Annotated in this window: 19 protein-coding genes; 9 read left to right on the forward strand and 10 right to left on the reverse strand. The window is 68.2% G+C overall.

What is annotated here, in order from left to right; translation table 11 throughout:
- Positions 1–72 precede the first annotated feature (72 nt).
- The 4 genes from ACWGKS_RS09935 to ACWGKS_RS09950 all read left to right on the forward strand — a co-directional run bounded on the left by ACWGKS_RS09935 (position 73) and on the right by ACWGKS_RS09950 (position 2619).
- Positions 73–663: a class I SAM-dependent methyltransferase gene (locus ACWGKS_RS09935; protein WP_358503170.1), complete on the forward strand. Its 591-nt coding sequence runs from the start codon at positions 73–75 to the stop codon at positions 661–663.
- A 113-nt stretch (positions 664–776) separates the two neighbouring features.
- Positions 777–1268, forward strand: a complete 492-nt coding sequence (locus ACWGKS_RS09940; protein WP_358503173.1) for a GNAT family N-acetyltransferase — start codon at positions 777–779, stop codon at positions 1266–1268.
- A gap of 125 nt (positions 1269–1393) precedes the next feature.
- On the forward strand, positions 1394–1819 hold the full coding sequence (locus ACWGKS_RS09945) for an ATP-binding protein (RefSeq protein ID WP_067601466.1): 426 nt from the start codon (positions 1394–1396) through the stop codon (positions 1817–1819).
- A gap of 41 nt (positions 1820–1860) precedes the next feature.
- Positions 1861–2619, forward strand: coding sequence for an RNA polymerase sigma factor SigF (locus ACWGKS_RS09950; protein ID WP_358503507.1), 759 nt, complete (start codon positions 1861–1863; stop codon positions 2617–2619).
- A gap of 59 nt (positions 2620–2678) precedes the next feature.
- Here ACWGKS_RS09950 and ACWGKS_RS09955 read toward each other — a convergent pair whose 3' ends face one another.
- Positions 2679–3089 carry a hypothetical protein gene (locus ACWGKS_RS09955; RefSeq protein WP_358503176.1) on the reverse strand — a complete coding sequence of 137 codons (411 nt, stop codon included), beginning with the start codon at positions 3087–3089 and terminating at the stop codon, positions 2679–2681.
- An 85-nt stretch (positions 3090–3174) separates the two neighbouring features.
- Here ACWGKS_RS09955 and ACWGKS_RS09960 point away from each other — a divergent pair, with 85 nt between their 5' ends.
- Both ACWGKS_RS09960 and ACWGKS_RS09965 read left to right on the forward strand, forming a co-directional pair.
- Positions 3175–4104: a diacylglycerol/lipid kinase family protein gene (locus ACWGKS_RS09960; RefSeq protein ID WP_358503179.1), complete on the forward strand. Its 930-nt coding sequence runs from the start codon at positions 3175–3177 to the stop codon at positions 4102–4104.
- Between the two features lie 272 nt (positions 4105–4376).
- Positions 4377–4637 (forward strand): WhiB family transcriptional regulator, encoded by a 261-nt coding sequence (locus tag ACWGKS_RS09965; protein WP_067601456.1) that lies wholly within the window; start codon positions 4377–4379, stop codon positions 4635–4637.
- A gap of 163 nt (positions 4638–4800) precedes the next feature.
- On the opposite strand, the gene ACWGKS_RS09970 is transcribed toward ACWGKS_RS09965, so the two are convergent.
- A complete protein-coding gene (locus ACWGKS_RS09970) occupies positions 4801–6345 on the reverse strand; it encodes a sensor histidine kinase (RefSeq protein WP_358503182.1) in 1545 nt (514 codons plus the stop codon).
- Between the two features lie 146 nt (positions 6346–6491).
- On the opposite strand from ACWGKS_RS09970, the gene ACWGKS_RS09975 reads away from it, so the two are divergent.
- A complete protein-coding gene (locus ACWGKS_RS09975) occupies positions 6492–7232 on the forward strand; it encodes a GntR family transcriptional regulator (protein ID WP_358503185.1) in 741 nt (246 codons plus the stop codon).
- Between the two features lie 125 nt (positions 7233–7357).
- A complete protein-coding gene (locus ACWGKS_RS09980; protein ID WP_358503188.1) occupies positions 7358–8158 on the forward strand; it encodes an SDR family oxidoreductase in 801 nt (266 codons plus the stop codon).
- 4 nt (positions 8159–8162) lie between these two features.
- Here the strand turns inward: ACWGKS_RS09980 and ACWGKS_RS09985 are convergent, their stop codons facing one another.
- The 4 genes from ACWGKS_RS09985 to ACWGKS_RS10000 form a co-directional block, all read right to left on the reverse strand.
- Positions 8163–9497 (reverse strand): HD-GYP domain-containing protein, encoded by a 1335-nt coding sequence (locus ACWGKS_RS09985; RefSeq protein ID WP_358503191.1) that lies wholly within the window; start codon positions 9495–9497, stop codon positions 8163–8165.
- Positions 9497–10852 (reverse strand): HD-GYP domain-containing protein, encoded by a 1356-nt coding sequence (locus tag ACWGKS_RS09990; RefSeq protein ID WP_358503510.1) that lies wholly within the window; start codon positions 10850–10852, stop codon positions 9497–9499. The genes ACWGKS_RS09985 and ACWGKS_RS09990 overlap by 1 nt, the downstream gene beginning before the upstream one ends.
- A gap of 791 nt (positions 10853–11643) precedes the next feature.
- Positions 11644–11952: a mycothiol system anti-sigma-R factor gene (gene rsrA, locus ACWGKS_RS09995; RefSeq protein WP_358503194.1), complete on the reverse strand. Its 309-nt coding sequence runs from the start codon at positions 11950–11952 to the stop codon at positions 11644–11646.
- A complete protein-coding gene (locus tag ACWGKS_RS10000) occupies positions 11949–12620 on the reverse strand; it encodes a sigma-70 family RNA polymerase sigma factor (protein WP_358503197.1) in 672 nt (223 codons plus the stop codon). Before ACWGKS_RS10000 ends, rsrA begins: the two co-directional genes overlap by 4 nt.
- 354 nt (positions 12621–12974) lie before the next feature.
- Between ACWGKS_RS10000 and ACWGKS_RS10005 the strand changes: the two genes are divergently transcribed.
- Positions 12975–13799: a methyltransferase domain-containing protein gene (locus ACWGKS_RS10005; RefSeq protein ID WP_358503200.1), complete on the forward strand. Its 825-nt coding sequence runs from the start codon at positions 12975–12977 to the stop codon at positions 13797–13799.
- Positions 13800–13810: 11 nt separating this feature from the next.
- Here the strand turns inward: ACWGKS_RS10005 and ACWGKS_RS10010 are convergent, their stop codons facing one another.
- The 4 genes from ACWGKS_RS10010 to ACWGKS_RS10025 all read right to left on the reverse strand — a co-directional run bounded on the left by ACWGKS_RS10010 (position 13811) and on the right by ACWGKS_RS10025 (position 18453).
- Positions 13811–14344 carry a hypothetical protein gene (locus tag ACWGKS_RS10010; protein WP_358503203.1) on the reverse strand — a complete coding sequence of 178 codons (534 nt, stop codon included), beginning with the start codon at positions 14342–14344 and terminating at the stop codon, positions 13811–13813.
- A gap of 94 nt (positions 14345–14438) precedes the next feature.
- On the reverse strand, positions 14439–16106 hold the full coding sequence (gene thiC / locus ACWGKS_RS10015) for a phosphomethylpyrimidine synthase ThiC (RefSeq protein WP_358503206.1): 1668 nt from the start codon (positions 16104–16106) through the stop codon (positions 14439–14441).
- 237 nt (positions 16107–16343) lie between these two features.
- Positions 16344–17195: an SOS response-associated peptidase gene (locus ACWGKS_RS10020; RefSeq protein ID WP_358503209.1), complete on the reverse strand. Its 852-nt coding sequence runs from the start codon at positions 17193–17195 to the stop codon at positions 16344–16346.
- Between the two features lie 10 nt (positions 17196–17205).
- Positions 17206–18453 carry an MFS transporter gene (locus ACWGKS_RS10025; RefSeq protein ID WP_452522355.1) on the reverse strand — a complete coding sequence of 416 codons (1248 nt, stop codon included), beginning with the start codon at positions 18451–18453 and terminating at the stop codon, positions 17206–17208.
- Positions 18454–18542: the final 89 nt, after the last annotated feature.

The following is an 18542-nucleotide window of genomic DNA, read 5'->3' on the forward strand; positions in this document are numbered from 1 at the left end:
CCCTTGACCGGCCGGCCTCCCGGTCCCAGAGTCTTTTCCCAGGGGCACCCCGAACCTGTCCCGGGGAGAGGCATGGACTCGCGTACGGAAAAGACACGTCGGCTCTGGGAGCACCGCGCGGGCCGATACGACCTCGGAGGCCACTGCGAACACGTGGCCATCCGCGACACCAGGGAGCTCTTGTGCACCGGCGCGCGCGGGCGCACCCTGGAGGTGGCCGTGGGGACCGGGCGGAACCTGCGGTACTACCCGCCCCAGGTGGAACTCACCGGGTTGGACCTGAGCCCCGCGATGCTCGCCAAGGCCCGGGAGAAGGCCGATGGCCTGGAACGATCCATCACCCTGGTGGAGGGCGACGCGCAGGACATGACCTTCGCCGACCGTTCCTTCGAGACCGTGGTGTGCACGCTCTCCCTGTGCACCATCCCCGACCAGGAACGGGCCCTACGGGAGATGCACCGCGTCCTGGTACCCGGCGGCCGGCTGCTCCTGGTCGACCACATCGAGTACACGCGGATGCCATTGCTGCTGCGGGAGCGCCGACGCGAACACCCGCGCAGGCTCCCCCGGGAGGTCGCCGGGGAGGTCGGTTTCGAGGTGGGCCACCACGACCGGCTGTTCTTCGGACTGGTGGAACGCGTGGTGGCGCACCGACCGCACTGAGCGGTACGCGGGCACCTCAATCACCACGCGCCGATCATCGGCCCCACATTCCCCTTACGTCGGACGCATACCCTGGGAACATCCGCCGTCCCCGACTCGCCCGAGGTGGTCCGATGATCCGTCCCGCCCGCCCCGAAGACGTTCCCGTCATCAACCGGATGATCGGTGAACTCGCCGAATACGAAAAGGAACCCGAGGCGGCGGTGGCGACGGAGGACGACCTCCACCGGGCGCTGTTCGGCCCGGACGCGGCGGTGTACGCGCACCTCGTGGAGCACGAGAACGCCGACGGCACCGTCGTGTCGGCGGGGTTCGCCCTGTGGTTCCTCAACTACTCCACCTGGACCGGCAGGCACGGGATCTACCTGGAGGACCTGTACGTACGACCCGAGATGCGCGGCCACGGGTACGGCGGTGCCCTGTTGCGCAACCTCGCGAGGATCTGCGTGGAACGTGGTTACACACGCCTGGAGTGGTCGGTGTTGGACTGGAACACCCCCGCGATCGGGTTCTACGAGTCGTTGGGCTCCACACCCATGGACGAGTGGACGGTCCGTCGTCTGGACGGCGACGCGCTGGTCGCTGTGGGTTCCGCGCGGACCTGAGTCCGACCATTCGTCTCGGGTTCGGCCATCACCCGCCGGACACGATCTCACTTCCCTGCGTCAGTGGCAGGGTGAAACGAGATACATTGCATTCAAGCGGCAACCTCGCCCCCCGAAGGAGGGACGTGACCGAAGAAACCGCCGTGCCCACGGCCGACGCCACCGGTGTACGCGACGCCGTCACCGTCAACATGCCAGCCGACAGTGCCTATCTGTCGGTGCTGCGGACGGCCACGGCCGGCTTGGCCGCGCGACTCGACTTCACCCTCGACGAGATCGAGGACCTGAGGATCGGTGTCGACGAGGCCTGCGCGATGCTCCTCTCCCAGGCGCTGCCCGGCACGGAACTGACCACGGAATTCGAACTCACCCCGGATGGGATGCGCATCTCCGTCTCGGTGCTGACCGCGGACGGGCGCCTTCCGGCCCGCGACACCTTCGCGTGGACCGTCCTGTCCGCGTTGGCGGGGGACGTGGACGCGGGGGTCGGACCGGACGATCGCGTCTACATCGTCCTGTACAAACGTCGCGGCACGCTGGAGCCGGCGTGAGCGAAAGGGGGCCCGCTCTGACAGCGAAGACCGAGCACGCGGTGCCCGACCGGGCGCGCGCGAGAGCGTTGTTCGAGCGCCTTAACGAACTCGACGCGGACTCGCCCGAGCGGCGCTCCATACGTGACGAACTGGTGGAGCTCCACCTGCCGTTGGTGGAGTACCTGGCCCGCCGGTTCCGTAACCGTGGTGAGTGGTTGGACGACCTCACCCAGGTGGCCACGATCGGACTCATCAAGTCCATCGACAGATTCGATCTGGAGCGCGGGGTGGAGTTCTCCACCTACGCCACCCCGACGATCGTCGGTGAGATCAAGCGCCACTTCCGGGACAAGGGCTGGGCGGTCCGGGTTCCCCGTCGCCTCCAGGAGCTGAAGCTCTCGCTGACCAAGGCGGTCAGCGACCTCTCCCAGCGGGAGGGGCGCTCTCCCACCGTCGCGGAGTTGGCCCAGCACCTGCAGATGACCGAGGAGGAGGTGCTGGAGGGCCTGGAGTCCGCCAACGCCTACTCGACGGTGTCGCTCGACGCCCCCGACAGCGGTGACGAGGACGCACCCGCCGTCGCGGACTCGCTCGGCATCGTGGACGAGTCGCTGGAGGGCGTGGAGTACCGGGAGTCGTTGAAGCCGCTCTTGGAGCAGCTCCCGCCCAGGGAGAAGCGGATCCTGCTGCTGCGCTTCTTCGGCAACATGACCCAGTCACAGATCGCCCAGGAACTGGGGATCTCGCAGATGCACGTGTCCCGTCTGTTGGCGCGGACCCTGGCCCAGCTGCGCCAGGCACTCACCACCGACGATTAACGGTCGTTCGGGCGCCGGCGGGTTCCACCCGCCTCAGGCGCCCGAACACCACCTCGCCACTACTTGCGCCCGGTACGACCGGGCGGTGTCTGGTCGGGGTACAACGCGGCGGTCGTGGGCGGTGCCAGGACGGCGGCGGCCGCGATGACGGCCGTGCCGAGCATGACCCCGCCGATCACGTACTGCTCGCCGGTGAACATGTAGTACGCCACCACCGCCAGGAACAGCTGGGTGACCACCACCGGGGTGCGCGACCACTCGCGCAGCCGCAGCAGTCCGCGGGCGACGAAGATCAACAGACCACCGACGCCCAGGCCGATGACGGTGAGCGGGATCGCGGAGGAGGTCACGTCGGTGGCCTCACCGGCGATCGCCGTGTACAGGCTGTAGAGGCCGCCGACGGCCGCGACCAGCCCGATCAGGGCCTCCAGCGCGGCGGCGATGATGAGAGTGATGGGACGCGAAGACACGCGTCAAACCTATACGGGTCCACCGCCCTCCCCGGCCTCGCCCCTGGCACGGCCCTCCGTATCCTCGACCCCCTACACTGGCCGGGTGCGTGCCCTCTTCATCGTGAACCCCAAAGCGACCACGACCACCGATCGCACCCGCGAGGTGATCCTGGGCGCGTTGAGGTCGGAACTGGACGTCACCGTCGTGGAGACCTCCTACCGCGACCATGCCCAGAAGTTGGCGCGAGACGCCGCCGATGGCGGTTTCGGGCTGGTGCTGAGCCTGGGCGGCGACGGGACCGTCAACGAGGTCGTCAATGGGCTCCTGGCCGTACCCGAGCGGAAGCGCCCCAGTTACGCGGTCATCCCCGGGGGTAGCGCCAACGTGTTCATCCGCGCCTTGGGGGTCTCCGGAGACCCGGTGGAGGCGACCGGGCAGATCCTCGCCGCGATCCGTTCCGGCCGTGAGCGCGAGGTCAACCTGGGCCGGATCACCAGCCACCTGGACGACCGCTACTTCACGTTCTGTGCCGGTTTCGGGTGGGACGCCGACGTGGTGCAGCAGGTGGAGCACGAGCGAGAGAACGGCCGGAAGGCCACTCCCGCCTTGTACGCGGAGGTCGCGGTAAAGCTGTTCTTCGGTGGGGATATACGCGACCCGTCACTTACCGTGTCGACCGACGGAAGGTCGCTGGGGGACGTCTATTTCGCCCTGGTCACCAACACCACACCATGGACGTACGCGGGTTCCCTACCGCTTCAACCGACCCCGTCCTCCCGTTTCGAGCTGGGTCTGGACGCTTTCGCGCTGACCCGCTCCTCGTACTGGTTGACCGGCTGGGTGCTTTCGCAAATGTTCCTGCCCAAAGGTCTTCCCGGACGGGGCGAAGGCTACGTGACCTGGCACGACCAGGGTTCACTGCGGATCACGTCGAACCACCCGAGGGCCTTCCAAATCGACGGTGAATACCTGGGAGAGCGTGAAGAGGTCAACTTCCAGTCGGTACCGAAGGCATTACGAATCTTCTGTTAATTCCGGCGAATGAAGCCATTCCGACCGACTGTGACGCACCCGACACGTCGATCAGGACCTTTGACCTCGGGAACTCTTGCGTGCCTGTCGTGATCCTGTCACGCTCAAGATATCGCCGCGAGTTACGGGCGAGTTAATACGAGCCCTTCCCACATGACCGTGGGATGAAGGCCCGACCCTCCCGGCCGGAGACCCGTTTCCGCTGAGCCTCTCGCCGGGTGCCCTTGCACAGCGATCGTGAAAAGCTTCACAATCTGTGAGGAGTGGACCGCATGGACTGGCGCCATGACGCAGCCTGCCGTGACGAAGACCCCGAACTCTTCTTCCCCATCGGCGACTTCGGGCCCGCACTGATCCAGATCGAGGAGGCCAAATCCGTCTGTCAACGCTGTCCGGTGAGCTCCGCCTGCCTCAAGTGGGCACTGGAGAGCGGCCAGGACGGCGGGGTCTGGGGTGGCACCTCCGAGGAGGAACGCCGCCGGATGCGCAAGCGCAGTGGCTCCACGCAGCGCACCATGGCCCGTAGCCACTGAATCGCGTCCCTTCCCGGGACCTCCCCTTCGAACGACGAACGACGCCGAACGATCCCCCGCCGGCGCGGGCGGGGACCGGCGCGCCTCCGACGGGACCACACCCCCTGAGCCCGTACGGGAGCAGAACCCCACTCGCCTGCCCCGCCCCATCTCCCCCTGACCTCTAGGGGAGCGCGCCCTCGGGATGTTCCAGCGGCAGGCTGATCGCGATCTCAGTGCCGCCGCTCTCCTTCGGCTTGATCGCCAAGGTGCCACCGAGTTCGCCCACGATCAGGGTGCGCACGATCTGCAGACCCAGACTCGTGGCGCCCTCCAGGTCGAAGTCCTCCGGCAGGCCCCCACCGTCATCGGAGACGGCCAGCTCCAGGCTGCTCGGCCCGGGGAACCCGGGTCCGGTGTCGAAGCGCTGTACCCGCACCTCGATCTTGCCCGGCCCCTGCCCCAACCCGTGTTCCACCGCGTTCTGCACCAGTTCGGCCAGCACCATCGACAGTGGCGTCGCCACCAGTGCGTTCAACAGGCCGAACCCACCGATCCGGCGCGGGACCACCACCTCGCCGGTGGAGGACACCTCCGCCGCCATCTGCATGACCCGGTCGGCGATGTCGTCGAAGTCCACGACCTCGTCGGGTGTGTGCGAGAGCATCTCGTGCACGATCGCGATCGAGCCCACCCTGCCCACGGCCTCGTCCAGCGCGGCCCGCGCCTCCGGCACGTCCAGGCGCCTGGACTGCAGACGCAGCAGCGCCGCCACGGTCTGCAGGTTGTTCTTCACCCGGTGGTGGATCTCCCGGATGGTGGCGTCCTTGGTCATGAGCTCGCGCTCGCGCCGACGCAGCTCGGTGACGTCTCGGATCATCACCAGGGCCCCTATGCGCACCCCGTCGATGATCAGCGGAATGGCCCGCAGTTGGACGGTGACGCCGCGTGCCTCCACCTCTGCCTCCTGCGGCGCGCGTCCGCTGGCGGTGTAGGTGAGGTTCTCGTCGCGGGCCTCGCCCTGCGCGGCCAGTTCCAGGGTGGTGCGGTCCAGGCGGGCTCCGACCAGGTCGGCGGTCAGGCCCAGGCGTCGGTAGGCGGACAGCGCGTTGGGGCTGGCGTAGACCACCTCCCCGTTCTGGTCCAGTCGTAGCAGACCGTCGCCGACCCTCGGGGAGCGCACCATGAGCGGTCCCTGGTCGCTGAACGGAAAGGCTCCCTCGGCGATCATCTGTGCCAGGTCGCCGGCGCTCTGCAGGTAGGTGAGCTCCAGCCGGCTGGGCGTGCGCGCCGAACTGAGGTTGGTGCTGCGTTGGATGACGGCGATGAGGTTGCCCTGGCGACGGACCGGGATGGTCTCCTCGCGCACCGGTACCCCGCCGGACCAGTCGGGGTCGCCGTCCCGGCAGATCCTTCCCTCGCTCCAGGCCCGGTCGATGAGGGCGCGGCGGCCGACCACCCTGAGCCCGGAACGGGAGGTGACATCGGTCATATCGTCCCGCAGCACGGTCTCGACCAGGTCGTCTTGGAAGGCGGTCGGGCCGGTGGTGGGTCGCATCTGGGCGATCGCCACCCAGCCGTCGTCCTCGCGCAGACGCACCCACAGCACGAGGTCCGCGAAGGAGAGGTCGGCCAGGAGTTGCCAGTCCGAGACCAGGGAGTGGATCCACTCCAGGTCCGCCTGTTTGAGTGACGTGTGACGGCGAATGAGGTCGCTGAGGTGAGGCACTCACAAATCATCCCATGAAGCCGTGCATACTCAAGGGATACGCACTCGACCAATGGTCCACACCAATCGGCGGCCGGAAGGGTCGGCCACCGGCCATCACGGCACGGGATGTGCGTGGCGAACACTGGACGCGGCGGAGGAGACTGATGACGGTTCAGCGGGCATTGGAAGGCAACCCCCGGGTGCCCAAGTACTACCAGGTCAAGAAGCAGTTGCTGGAGCTGATCGAGGCGATGCCGGCGGGCAACCCCGTCCCTCCGGAGCGTGCCTTGGCCACCCAGTTCGGCACCTCTCGCACCACCGTGCGACAGGCCCTGACCGAGATGGTGGTCGAGGGTCGCCTGCTGCGCATCCAGGGCAAGGGCACATTCGTCGCCAAGCCGAAGGTCGCCCAGATCCTCCAGTTGACCAGCTACACCCAGGAGATGCGCGCCCACGGCCTGCACCCGGCCACCCGCATCCTGGACGTCAGCTACATCAACGCCGACGACCAGCTCGCCGAGCTCCTGGCGATCCGCTCCGGCGGTCGTGTGCTGCGGATCGAGCGGCTCCGTTTGGCCAACGGCGAACCCATGGCCGTGGAGACCGCCCATCTGGCCGCGCGGCGCTTCCCCGGACTGCGCAGGCAGCTCGACCGCTACGCCTCGCTCTACGAGGCTCTGGCGAGCGCGTACGAGGTGTCCCTCGCGGAAGCGGAGGCGTCCATCGAGACCGTGCTGGCGACGCCGAACGAGGCCCGGCTGCTCGGTGTGGACGTGGGCCTGCCACTGGTCCTGCACTGCCAGCACAGTTTCGACGGTGACGGCCACCCGGTGGAGTGGGTGCGCTCGCTCTACCGCGGTGACCGGTACAAGTTCGTCACACGCCTGCGTCCCCCGACGGACTGACCGCCCCCGGGCGGGCGCCGGAAGGGTCGCTGCCGCCCCGGAGCATGGTGGTGCCCTCACCCTGGTGCCCGGAAGGTCCGCCGCCTAGGTTCGTTCCAGGACCGGAAGCGACGGAGGGGAGTTCGATGGTGGGCGCTTACACGGGCAGGAGTGTCCTGGTCACCGGCGGAGCCGGCGGTATCGGCGCGGCATTGGTGCGTCGTGCCGCGTCCGACGGCGCCCGGGTCGTGATCGCCGACGTGGACACCGAAGCGGGAGCGGCGCTGGCGGAGGAGGTGGGGGCCCGTTTCCAACGCACCGACGTCCGCGACTTCGAGCAGGTCCGTACCGTGGTCGATCTCGCCACGAACGAACACGGCGGCCTGGACGTACTGCACCTGAACGCGGGGATCACCGGGCCGAGTGAGAGCTTCACCGACATGGGCGTCCCCTATTCGCTGGAGCACTACCGACAGGCCGTCGGGGTGAACCTGGACGGGGTCGTCCACGGGGTGCACGCGGCGCTGCCCTCGATGCGGCATCGGACCGGCGCCTCGATCATCGTCACCGTCAGTTTCGCCGGGTTGTCCCACTCACCTCACACCGAGGTCTACTCGGCGACCAAACACGCGGCCCTGGCCCTGGTCCGCTCCCTGTCGATGACCTTCGCCGACGACCCGGTCACCTTCAACGCCCTCTGCCCCGGGTTCGTCGACACCCCGCTCCTGGACCCGGTACGGGAACACCTGCCGAACATGGACATGGGCGCGCTGGGCAACCGGGTGTCGTCGGCCGAGAGCATCGCGGACCTGGCCGAACGGATCATCGCCGAGGGCGGGGACGGGGACGCTTGGATCGTCTCCGCCGACGTCGTGCCCACCCGTTACCCCTTCGAGGCCGAGCGGGAGCTCCTGGAAGGGACGCTGCGGGCCGCCGCCCGCCGCTGACGGGTCAGCCGCGGGCGAGCACTCGGCCCAGGGCGTCGACCACGCGGGGGTCGTACTCGCTTCCGGTGTCCATCCGCAGCCGTTCGATCACCGCGGTGCGGCGTTCGTCCTCGCGCGTGTCACCGACGAGGTCGTCGAAGGCGTTGGCGACCTTGATGATGCGGCTGCCCAGTGGGGGCACGCCCTCGTCGCCGTCACCGGCCAGCGGCTCGCACTGGCGGCGGACCAGTTCGGCGACGTTGTCCAGCACACCGGTCTCCCGGATGATCGCCGAACCCAACTCGGCGATGCGACGCTGCTCGCGTGGCGAGGACAGCACGGTGGCCCCTCCCGCGATGGGTTCGCGCAACGACAGCTGGCCGATGTCGTGCATCAGCGCCGCGTACTCCAACTCCAGCAGTTCGTGCTCGGCCAGACCGAGCTCGCAGGCGATGCCGTGGGCGAGTCGGCTCACCCTGCGGGAGTGTCCGTTCTCGACGTAGCCGCCCACCTCGGTGACCCGGGACAGCGCCCGCACGGTCTCCAGGTAGGTGCGGCGCACCTCGGCGTGCCTACGGAAGGCCACCTGGGAGACCAGCAGCGGGGCGCTGAACACCAGCAGGCCGACCAGGCCGGTGATGGTGCAGGCCAACGCTATGAGCACACCGCTGGAGGCGATCGCGACACCGGTGGCGACCTGGGCCCTGGCCTCGTCCTCGGCCGCGACCCACAGGCGGGTGCGCAGTCGTTCCGCCCGTAGCAGCGCGGAGATCGCCACGTCCACCAGCCAGGCCGCCAGGATCAGCCCGATCATGATCAGGGCGAGCAGGATCGACGGTTCGGTCAAGGACAGGTGGTCGGCCAACGGCCGGAAGGCCGCGGCCAGCAGCAGGGCGGTGAACACCCGGCGGGCGACCCCCTCCACCCGGGGACTGCGCCCGACGGCCACGTGCGGGAGTTCACCCAGGGCCACGCCCAAGGCCACCACCGCCACGACCTGACCGACGCCGTGGTGGACCGGCTCACCGCCCAGACTGATCAGGTACGCGTAGGCGATCGCGCCGGACAGCGCGATCGGCGCGGACTCCCGCTGCCCGGGCAGGTTGATCCTGGCCAGCTCGCCCGCGGCGATCACCAGGCAGAACGCCAGGGCGACCTCCGGGTCGACGACCCCGTTGACCGCGGTACCGACCAACGCGGTCAGGGACGCGGCGCCCACCCCCGCCACGAGCATGGCCCGTAGGGGGCGTGAGGTGCGCCAGAGCGGTTCGCGCCGACGCTGGTGCTCCAGGGCTCCGCCCTCGGGCCCACCGCCCTCCGGTCCCGCGGGTGCGGGTCCGTCCGACTGCTGTTGTGTCATCACCGGTCCTGACCACCCGTCACGGCTCCGGCCGAGGTGGACTCGGCGACCGTGGCCGTGCCACCACCCTTCTTCGCCGGGGCCGGTACGGGTGCGCCGGTGGCGGAAGTGGAGTCGGCCTTCTCGGTGGAACCGTAGCGGCCGCCCGGAGGTTCGGTGATGTCCGGGGTCTGCCAACCCTCGCGGCTGACCGCGCGGACCATGGCCTCGACCATCCGGGGGTCGAACTGGGTGCCCGCGCACCGACGGAGTTCGACGATGGCCTCCTCCACCGACCAGGCCTTGCGGTAGGACCGCGTGGAGGTCAGGCAGTCGAAGACGTCGGCGACGCTGATGATGCGGGCTGACTCGGGGATCTCCATCCCGACCAGACCCATCGGGTACCCGCGCCCGTCCAACCGTTCGTGGTGGTGGCGGATACCGGCGAGGGCCTCGTCGAGGAAGCTGATCTCCCGGACGATCTCGTAGCCGCGGGTCGGGTGCAGCTTGATCGCGGCGTACTCGTCGTCGGTGAGCTTGCCGGTCTTTTGGATCACCTTGGTCGGGACCCCGAGCTTGCCGATGTCGTGGAGCATCCCGGCGTACCGGATCTTCTGCACCCGCTCGGCGGACATGCCCAGTTCGGCGGCGATCATGGCCGACCCCTCGGCCACACGCATGCAGTGCCCGCGGGTGTAGTAGTCCTTGGTCTCCACCGCCTGGCACAGGGTGGCCAGGGTGGCCTCGTGCGCACGCGCCTCCGCGGTCTGCTGCCCGAAGGTCCATCGCGCGATGAACAGCGGCAACAGGATCAGCAGCGTCGCGACGACACCGACCGCGCCCCAGACCGCGGCGATCGCCAGGCCCAGCATCTGGTAACCGATGGAGGAGAGCTCCAGGGCGACCAGGGGGCGCCAGCGTTGGGGCCGACGACCCGAGACCTGTCGGGTGGCGCCCAGGCACCACATGAGGATGGCGATGAGCGCCGAGTTGAGCACGGTGTAGGTCAGGACCGCCGCGACGTACGGAAGCACGATCCCGGGGAAGTGCGACTGGGTCGGTATCCCGACGATCCCGCCGAGCAGAAGGTAGACGTGTCCGGTCGCGTAGCCCGCGATCGCGTACTGGGCTCCGTTGAAGGCCCGTTTGACCACGGCCTGTCGGCGAAGGGCCAGGGCGCACGAGAACCCGACGACGGCCGCGCCGACCGGACCGACCAGGACGACCGCGGCCAGTGCCACGGCCGAACTGGGCGAGATGCCGGCCTCTTTGACGTCGACGAGGACGTGTGTACTGATCGACTCCGCGACCACGAAGAGAACCACCATGAGCGCCAGAGTCCCCGTGTCGATCCCTTGATAGGGACCGATGAGCACAATGGCCACGGCGCAGACAACGATGATCCCTACGTAGACACGCGCGCCCCCTGGAAGAGCCCGCACCCCCGTTCACCCCCCACCGACGACGACCGGACTGTCATGGTTTCACCGGTTCTGTTCTACCACCAGGTCCATCCGGTAAAAGCGGAAGCCATGAAAATTCCGTACATCGCAGCCACGTACATGCCAGCGAACATCGCTGTCCCCTCTCCCCATGGCGACGCCCCGCTCATCCCCGAGCACGCCGCGCAAATTACCCTATTCGTTGGATAAGGCCTTCAGTTTAACGGGCCCCGAGACCCACATGATTACCCACAGCCCGAACTGGTCAGCCCGAAAGACCCTTTCGGAAGATCGACTTCCGAAGCGTGGAATTACTAATTCAATTAGCAATACAAGAAGACTACCCAGCGTAACCGTGTGCTTTTGTCCGGACACGGACGATCCACGTAGGGTTCGACCATCCGTGGACAGCCCACCCCAGACCCCATCAGTAATGACTACTCCCCGTAACCACTCGAAGTGCACTGATTCGGACCTCAGGAAAATCATTCCGACTCGATCACGACCGAAATAACCTCGAACCGATCGGGCGTGTCGACCACGCCTTGGGCCATCCGACAAGGCACCCGGTGACCAAAACCCCCACACCCAGGAGAGACAAGATGACACAACGGCACAAATGTATATGAACAGAACAAAATAGAGCAGAGATCATCGTTCTTCATCCGGGCATAAAAAATGGCGAAGGCTGGAATTCCAGCCTTCGCCGAGTAGCGGACCAGCCCTCAGGCGGGTGGGGTACCCGCGGCCCCCGCCTCCCGGGCCAACTGCTCCTCACGAGCGCGCGCCAACCGACCCAGCACCTTGTCCCTCAGGTCCAGCGGGACCGGATCGCAGCCGCAGTGCTTGGCCACGAGCTTCTTCACGGCATCTTCCAGGCCGTACTCGTCCAGGCACGGGTTGCATCCGCTCAAGTGCTCACGGACCTGTTCGCAGTCACCCTCGCCGAGCTCACCGTCGATGTAGACGTAGATCTGCTCCAGCATCTCACTGCACGGGGTGTCCTTCTCAGGTTTGTCGTGGCCGCCGCTCATCGTCGATCTCCTCGATCCGACCCGCTCTGTGTCCGCCCGCCGGCGGAAGAACCATTGGCGCCCACTCCGGCGGCCTCGGCCGCCCGCGTCGCCGGGAGGAACCCGCGGTCCACCGCGTACTCCTCAAGGTGGCCGCGCAGCTGGCGCCGCCCCCTGTGCAGACGCGACATGACCGTTCCGATGGGGGTCCCCATGATCTCGGCGACCTCCTTGTACGCGAACCCCTCGACGTCGGCGAGGTAGACCGCGATACGGAAGTCCTCCGGAAGGTCCTGCAGCGCGCGCTTGACGTCACTGTCGGGAAGGTGTTCGAGCGCCTCGGCCTCGGCGGACTTCAGCCCCGCGGCGGTGTGGGTCGCGGCCCGCGCGAGCTGCCAGTCCTCGACGTCCTCGGTACCGGCCTGCTTCGGCTCCCGCTGCTTCTTCCGATACGAGTTGATGAAGGTGTTCGTGAGGATGCGGTACAGCCACGCCTTGAGGTTGGTCCCCTCCTTGAACTGGTGGAAGGAACCGAACGCCTTCGCGAAGGTCTCCTGAACCAGATCCTCCGCGTCCGCCGGGTTACGGGTCATGCGCAGTGCCGCCGAGTAGAGCTGGTCGAGGAAGGGGAGCACGTCCCTCTCGAACCGCTCGTCCCGTTCCTCGGCTGTCTCCTGGCTCTGTTCCAAGCCCTTCGGCCTCCTCGCGCTGGTCCCTGGTGGGGTGTCCATATCCAAACGATACGGTCCCACACCCGGGTCCCTCGCATCGACGTGGCCTGACGTCGACACCACTTCCTCGCGCTCCAAGCACGCGCCGGCAGTCGGCATGGTTCTCGTGTTCCTCCCTCGCGAGTGACGAATACGGCGAACACCCCCGGGCACCCGCACTTTCCGGTCAGGTCTCGTTGACAACAACGGGCTCCGTCCACTGATTCCGCCGGGCCGACGACCGACGGCCCTCGAAAGTTCGACGATTGGCCCCGTCGGTAAAGGTGAGGCATGGCAGAGTGCGGGTAGGACACTTGAAGGATTGGGAGAGGAGTGCACGTGCGACCGTCCCCGACTCCGGCCTCCGATCGTCCCCGATCGCCCGCGGCGCAGTTCGCCACCACCGATCGACTGTCGGACTACTGGCGTTTCTACTGGGCCGTCGCCGAGGCGCAGATCAGCCGCTGGTTACCGGCTACGCCCTCCCGCCTGCTCGACCTTTCCGGTCCGGACTTCCAAGGCACCTCACGCGCCGTGGCCGCGGGGCACGACGTGGTCACCCTCCTGCCCTCCGTGGACGCGGCGATACGGTGGCCGCTCACCCTGGTCAACGGCCGGGCCGCGGTGGTGCCTCGGCCGGCCCGCCGGGGTCGGCTGCGCCACGTGGTCGGCGACTCCGCGTTCCTGCGTTCCTTCGCGGAGGGTTCCTTCGACGGGGTGATCGCCGACAACCGGGTCCTCTCCCGGCACCTGGCCACGGAGGGCTCCGTGGCCGAGGTCGCCCGGGTCCTACGACCAGGCGGGCGGGCCCTGCTGTGCGTGGACTCTGTGGTGCTGGGCATGGCCCTGCTGGCCGAACAGGACTACTGGCCCGAGCTCAGTCACGCGCCCAGCGCCGACGTGCTGTTGGTGCCCTGGCCGGACGGTTCCATCACCCGCTGCTTCACCGCCGAGCAGCTCACCGAACTGGTCACCGACTCCGGGATGGAACTGGAGTGGATCCGGCCGCGAACCGTGCTGTCCGCCTCCACCGTGGAGATGATGCTGGCCCGCGACCCCCGGTCCATGGGCCGTCTGGTGGAGATGGAGATGCACGCGGCCGAGTCCGACGACTACGTGGGCGTGCACCTGATCGCGAGTGTCGTCAAGCCTTCCTGAGCACCGGCCGCCTATACGCCGATGAGGGTGAGGGCGAGCACGACGTCGAAGAACAACAGACAGACACCCGCGCCGACGCCGGTGGCGAAGCTGATCGACACGTCATGGCGGCGTGCCCCGCGCACGGCGAGGAACGGCCAGGCGCAGAGCAGTACGCCGACCAGGTGGAGGATGGGCTGGTTCAACAGTGGAGCCAGCGGGAAGAAGTGCGCCCCCACCACCAGGCAGATCCAGGCGGAGGTGTACTCGGAACGGTCGACGAACCGTAGGACGATGGCGCCCACCAACGCGAGGGCGAACTCCAGTCCCACCACGATGAGGTACGTCCTCAGGTTGTCGCCGGCTGCGATGACGCCCTCGCTCCGGGAGTCCAGGACGCGCGTCACGCCGTACACCGTCAGGCCGAGCGCCAGGAGTGAACCCGCGCCCAGCGCCCAACGGACCCGGTCACCGGGCGGCCGTTCCTGCGCCCACCCGAACCACGCGAAGGAGAAGAGCCCGAAGACGGCCGTGGTCACCGCCAGGTCGAAATCGACGATCTCCAAGAGGACCTCCTGTGCAGCGGGGCTCTTGCGATCACCCTGTCACAGGGGCCGGTGGGCCGCCATAAACGGCGACCCACCGGCGCTTCCGTGTCAGTCAGTCGGCCAGGGGCAGGTAGACGCGGTTACCGCCCTCGGCGAACTCTTCGGACTTGTCGGCCATGCCCTTCTCGATGGCCTCGACGGTGTCCAGCCCGTTCTCCTCGGCGTACCTGCGCACGTCCTGGGAGATCTTCATCGAGCAGAACTTCGGACCGCACATGGAGCAGAAGTGCGCGGTCTTGGCGGGTTCGGCGGGCAGGGTCTGGTCGTGGAAGGACTGGGCGGTCTCGGGGTCCAGGGACAGATTGAACTGGTCCCGCCAACGGAACTCGAAGCGCGCCTTGGACAGTTCGTCGTCCCACTCCTGTGCCCCGGGGTGTCCCTTGGCGACGTCGGCGGCGTGCGCGGCGAGCTTGTAGGTGATGACCCCGGTCTTGACGTCGTCCCGGTCGGGCAACCCCAGGTGTTCCTTGGGGGTGACGTAGCAGAGCATCGCGGTGCCGTGCCATCCGATCTGCGCGGCGCCGATAGCGGAGGTGATGTGGTCGTATCCGGGAGCGACGTCGGTGGCCAGGGGGCCGAGCGTGTAGAACGGCGCCTCGCCGCACAGCTCCTCCTCCAGACGGACGTTCTCCGCGATCTTGTCCATGGGTACGTGCCCGGGTCCCTCGATCATCACCTGCACGTCGTGGGAGCGGGCGATGTGGGTGAGCTCGCCGAGGGTGCGCAGTTCGGCGAACTGGGCCTCGTCGTTGGCGTCGGCGATGGACCCGGGGCGCAGCCCGTCACCGAGGGAGAAGGTGATGTCGTACCGGCGGAAGATCTCACAGAGTTCCTCGTAGTGGGTGTAGAGGAAGCTCTCCTTGTGGTGGGCCAGGCACCAGGCGGCCATGATGGAGCCACCGCGCGAGACGATGCCGGTGACGCGGCGGGCGGCCAGGGGCACGTAGCGGAGCAGGACGCCCGCGTGGACGGTCATGTAGTCCACGCCCTGTTCGGCCTGTTCGATGATGGTGTCCCTGTAGATCTCCCAGCCGAGCCTGGTGGGATCCCCGTCGACCTTCTCCAGCGCCTGGTAGATGGGGACGGTGCCGATGGGCACCGGAGAGTTGCGGATGATGCGTTCGCGGGTCTGGTGGATGCGCTTGCCGGTGGACAGGTCCATCACGGTGTCGGCGCCCCAGCGGGTGGCCCACACCATCTTCTCCACCTCCTCCGGGACGGAGGAGGTGACGGCGGAGTTGCCGATGTTGGCGTTGATCTTGACCAGGAACCTCTTGCCGATGATGGTCGGCTCGGATTCGGGGTGGTTGCGGTTGACCGGGATGACGGCCCGGCCGATGGCGACCTCGTCGCGGACGAACTCGGGGGCGACCCCCTCCCGTGCGGCGACGAAGCGCATCTCGGGGGTGATGGTCCCGGCCTTGGCGTAGGTCATCTGGGTGACCGATCCGTCGATCGGATCCAGGGCCCAGTCGGCACGGGTGCGGGGCAGACCCCGGTGGACGTCGATGTCGGCGGTGTCGTCGGTGTAGGGGCCGGAGGTGTCGTACAGATCGAAGTGGCTGCCGTTGGTGAGTTCCACCCGACGTCGCGGAACGCGGAGCGTGGGACCCTCGGGGGTCTCGGTCTCGCGGTACACCTTGCGAGATCCCATGATGGGACCGGTCGTCACGCGGTGCGCGTCGTCGGTGGAGAGATCACGGCTGTCCATAGCCGTCATGGCAGGCCTCCCTACGTCGGAATTACCCGAACAGGTTCTGCGGTCGGCGACACCGATGAGTCGCCCTCTCAGCCCGCCATGGCGCGAGCTCCCGCGTTGCGTATTCACATGTCGGCACGGCGAACGTGCCCAGGGACGCGTCGATCACGTCGTCCCGGCCGGGGGGGGAAGGTACTCCCCCTGTGGCCCCGGACACCATACACAGGGCCGCCCCCGGCCTGTCCACCCTCGCCGAGGTCAGAAGAGTGTGTCCGCCTGTTCTTCGCCATCGTCCGGAAGGGGTTCCAGCAGGTCGGGGCGGTTGTTCTTGATGCTGTTGACGTCGGTGGAGACCTCGTCGACGGAGAACCGGTCCACCGGGGTCGCGTTCAGCAGGTGGGACAGGTCGTCGGGGCCGGAGGTCGGGTCGAGCCAGGTCGTCCAGTCGTCGGCGGGCATGATCACGGGCATGCGTTCGTGGATGTGCGCGAGTTCGGGGGCGGCCTCGGTGGTGATCACCGCGCACGACCACACCCAGGCGGCGGGGTCGTCCTCGGCGACCTCGGGGTCGCGCCAACGCTCGAAGATCCCGGCCATGGCCAGCGGTTCGTCGCCCTGGTAGTGGATGGAGAAGGGCTTCTTGGCCGCCTTGGCCTTGCGCTTGCGGTGCCCGGGGTCCGTGGCCGGCGAGGTACTGGCCTCGGCGGTGCCGTCCTTGTTGAGCAGTTGCCACTCGTAGTAGGCGTCGGCGGGCAACAGGCAGCGACGGTGGCGGAAGGCCGACCGGAACGCGGGTTTGTCGGCGACGGTCTCACCCCGGGCGTTGATCATCCGGTAGCCGATGTTGCGGTCCTTGGCCCAGGAGGGGACCAGGCCCCAGCGCAGGGTGTGCAGCGAACGCGGTCCCGGAGCGCCGGAGGCTCCGCCCTGCGGGGGTGGACCGAAGACCGCCTGGACGGGGCGGCCGGGTGAGATGTTGTAGTCGGGGTCGAGTTCCTCCAGTGGTGGCCACGCCCGTGGGTCGGGCTCCTCCCCCAGCGCCTGCTCCGGCAGGTCGAAGGCGAGTTGCAGCTGGTGCACGTTCCGTGACTGGGCATATCGACCGCACATGTGTCCGATTCTACGCCGCCGTCCCCCTCGCGTCCCCGTACCCGCCCCTGTTCCCGTCGGCCCCCACCGCGTCGGGGACGATATCGGCGCGGGTGAGGTGGACCAGGAGGGCACCGACCAGGCCGGCCGTCAGCGCCACCGTTCCGGCCACCGCGAGCAGCTCGCGCGGGTGGTCGGCGGCGAACAGCCCGGCGAGCAGGAACCCCACGACGAAGGAACCGTTGACCACCGTCCCCATGAGCGCGTGGGCGCGCCCCAGCAGGGGTTCGGGCGTACGTTGGTGGACCACCGAGCGGAGCAGGATGTTGTGCGCGGAGTTGCCCACGCCCGCCAGGACCACGCACATCAGTGCCACCGCCAGGAACGGGAGCCAGGCCCACAGGGCCAGCGCGGCGCCCACGACGGCGGCGGCCAGGGCGACCGTCCGCCCTGAGGGGGCCGGACGCAGCAGCGCCACGGCCAGTGCCCCCAGCAGCAGCCCCACGCCCCAACCGGCGGTGACCAGGCCGAACACCTGAGCCCCGTGGCCCATGACCTCGCGGACCACGAACACCATGCCGACGTTGATGGTGGAGGTGGCCACCACGGCCAGGACGAGCACCGGCAACAGGACCCGGAAGAGTCGGACCCCGAACAGGTGACGGGCTCCTTCCACCGCGCCGGACCACAACGGCCCCGACGGTTCGGTCACCGGTCTACGGATCCGCAGCGTCAGGTAGACCAGGGTCGCGAGCAGGAATCCCGCCGACGCGGTGAGCAGCGTGGCGGAGAATCCCGCGAACCCGACGAGCACCCCTCCCACCAGTGGCCCGAGGACCGTGGCGGAGGCGCGAGAACCCTCGAACAGGGCGTTGGCGTGTACCGGGGAGAGCTCCCCGGTCGCCCGGGGCAGGAGGGTGAGGATCGCCGGGTTGACGAAGGCCGCCATGGAGCTCACCACGAGCACGCACAGCACCAGCACCACGGGGTGGTCGTCGAAGCGGACCGCGGGCAGCAGGGCGACCGCTTGGACCAGGCAGGCCACGACCAGCACCCGCCCCGTGTCATGGCGATCGAGCACCGCGCCGGCCAAGGGGCCGAGGAGGATGAGCGGGGCGAGCTGGGCGGTCACCAGGGCGCTCACCCACAGGGCGTCACCGGTCTCCGACAGCCGGAAGACCGCGGCGACCAGCAGGACCTCGTCGCCCATCGACGCGGCCAGGATGGCGAGGAGCAGGACGAGGGCGCGCAGGCGGTGGATCTTCGGGGCCATCGGCATGGGGCCTTCCGAACGGGGACGGTGACCGGATCCTCGCCCGTGTCCGAGGCCGAAGTCCACCGGTTTTCCTCGCGGACCCGCCCCATGTC

The sequence above is a fragment of the Nocardiopsis sp. NPDC055879 genome, assembly GCF_053615935.1.

Coding starts and splice junctions, on each gene's coding strand:
- ACWGKS_RS09935 (WP_358503170.1), top strand. CDS start 73: ATGGACTCGCGTACGGAAAAGACACGTCGGCTCTGGGAGCACCGCGCG.
- ACWGKS_RS09940 (WP_358503173.1), top strand. CDS start 777: ATGATCCGTCCCGCCCGCCCCGAAGACGTTCCCGTCATCAACCGGATG.
- ACWGKS_RS09965 (WP_067601456.1), top strand. CDS start 4,377: ATGGACTGGCGCCATGACGCAGCCTGCCGTGACGAAGACCCCGAACTC.
- ACWGKS_RS09975 (WP_358503185.1), top strand. CDS start 6,492: ATGACGGTTCAGCGGGCATTGGAAGGCAACCCCCGGGTGCCCAAGTAC.
- ACWGKS_RS09980 (WP_358503188.1), top strand. CDS start 7,358: ATGGTGGGCGCTTACACGGGCAGGAGTGTCCTGGTCACCGGCGGAGCC.
- ACWGKS_RS09985 (WP_358503191.1), bottom strand. CDS start 9,497: ATGACACAACAGCAGTCGGACGGACCCGCACCCGCGGGACCGGAGGGC.
- rsrA (WP_358503194.1), bottom strand. CDS start 11,952: ATGAGCGGCGGCCACGACAAACCTGAGAAGGACACCCCGTGCAGTGAG.
- thiC (WP_358503206.1), bottom strand. CDS start 16,106: ATGACGGCTATGGACAGCCGTGATCTCTCCACCGACGACGCGCACCGC.
- ACWGKS_RS10020 (WP_358503209.1), bottom strand. CDS start 17,195: ATGTGCGGTCGATATGCCCAGTCACGGAACGTGCACCAGCTGCAACTC.
- ACWGKS_RS10025 (WP_452522355.1), bottom strand. CDS start 18,453: ATGCCGATGGCCCCGAAGATCCACCGCCTGCGCGCCCTCGTCCTGCTC.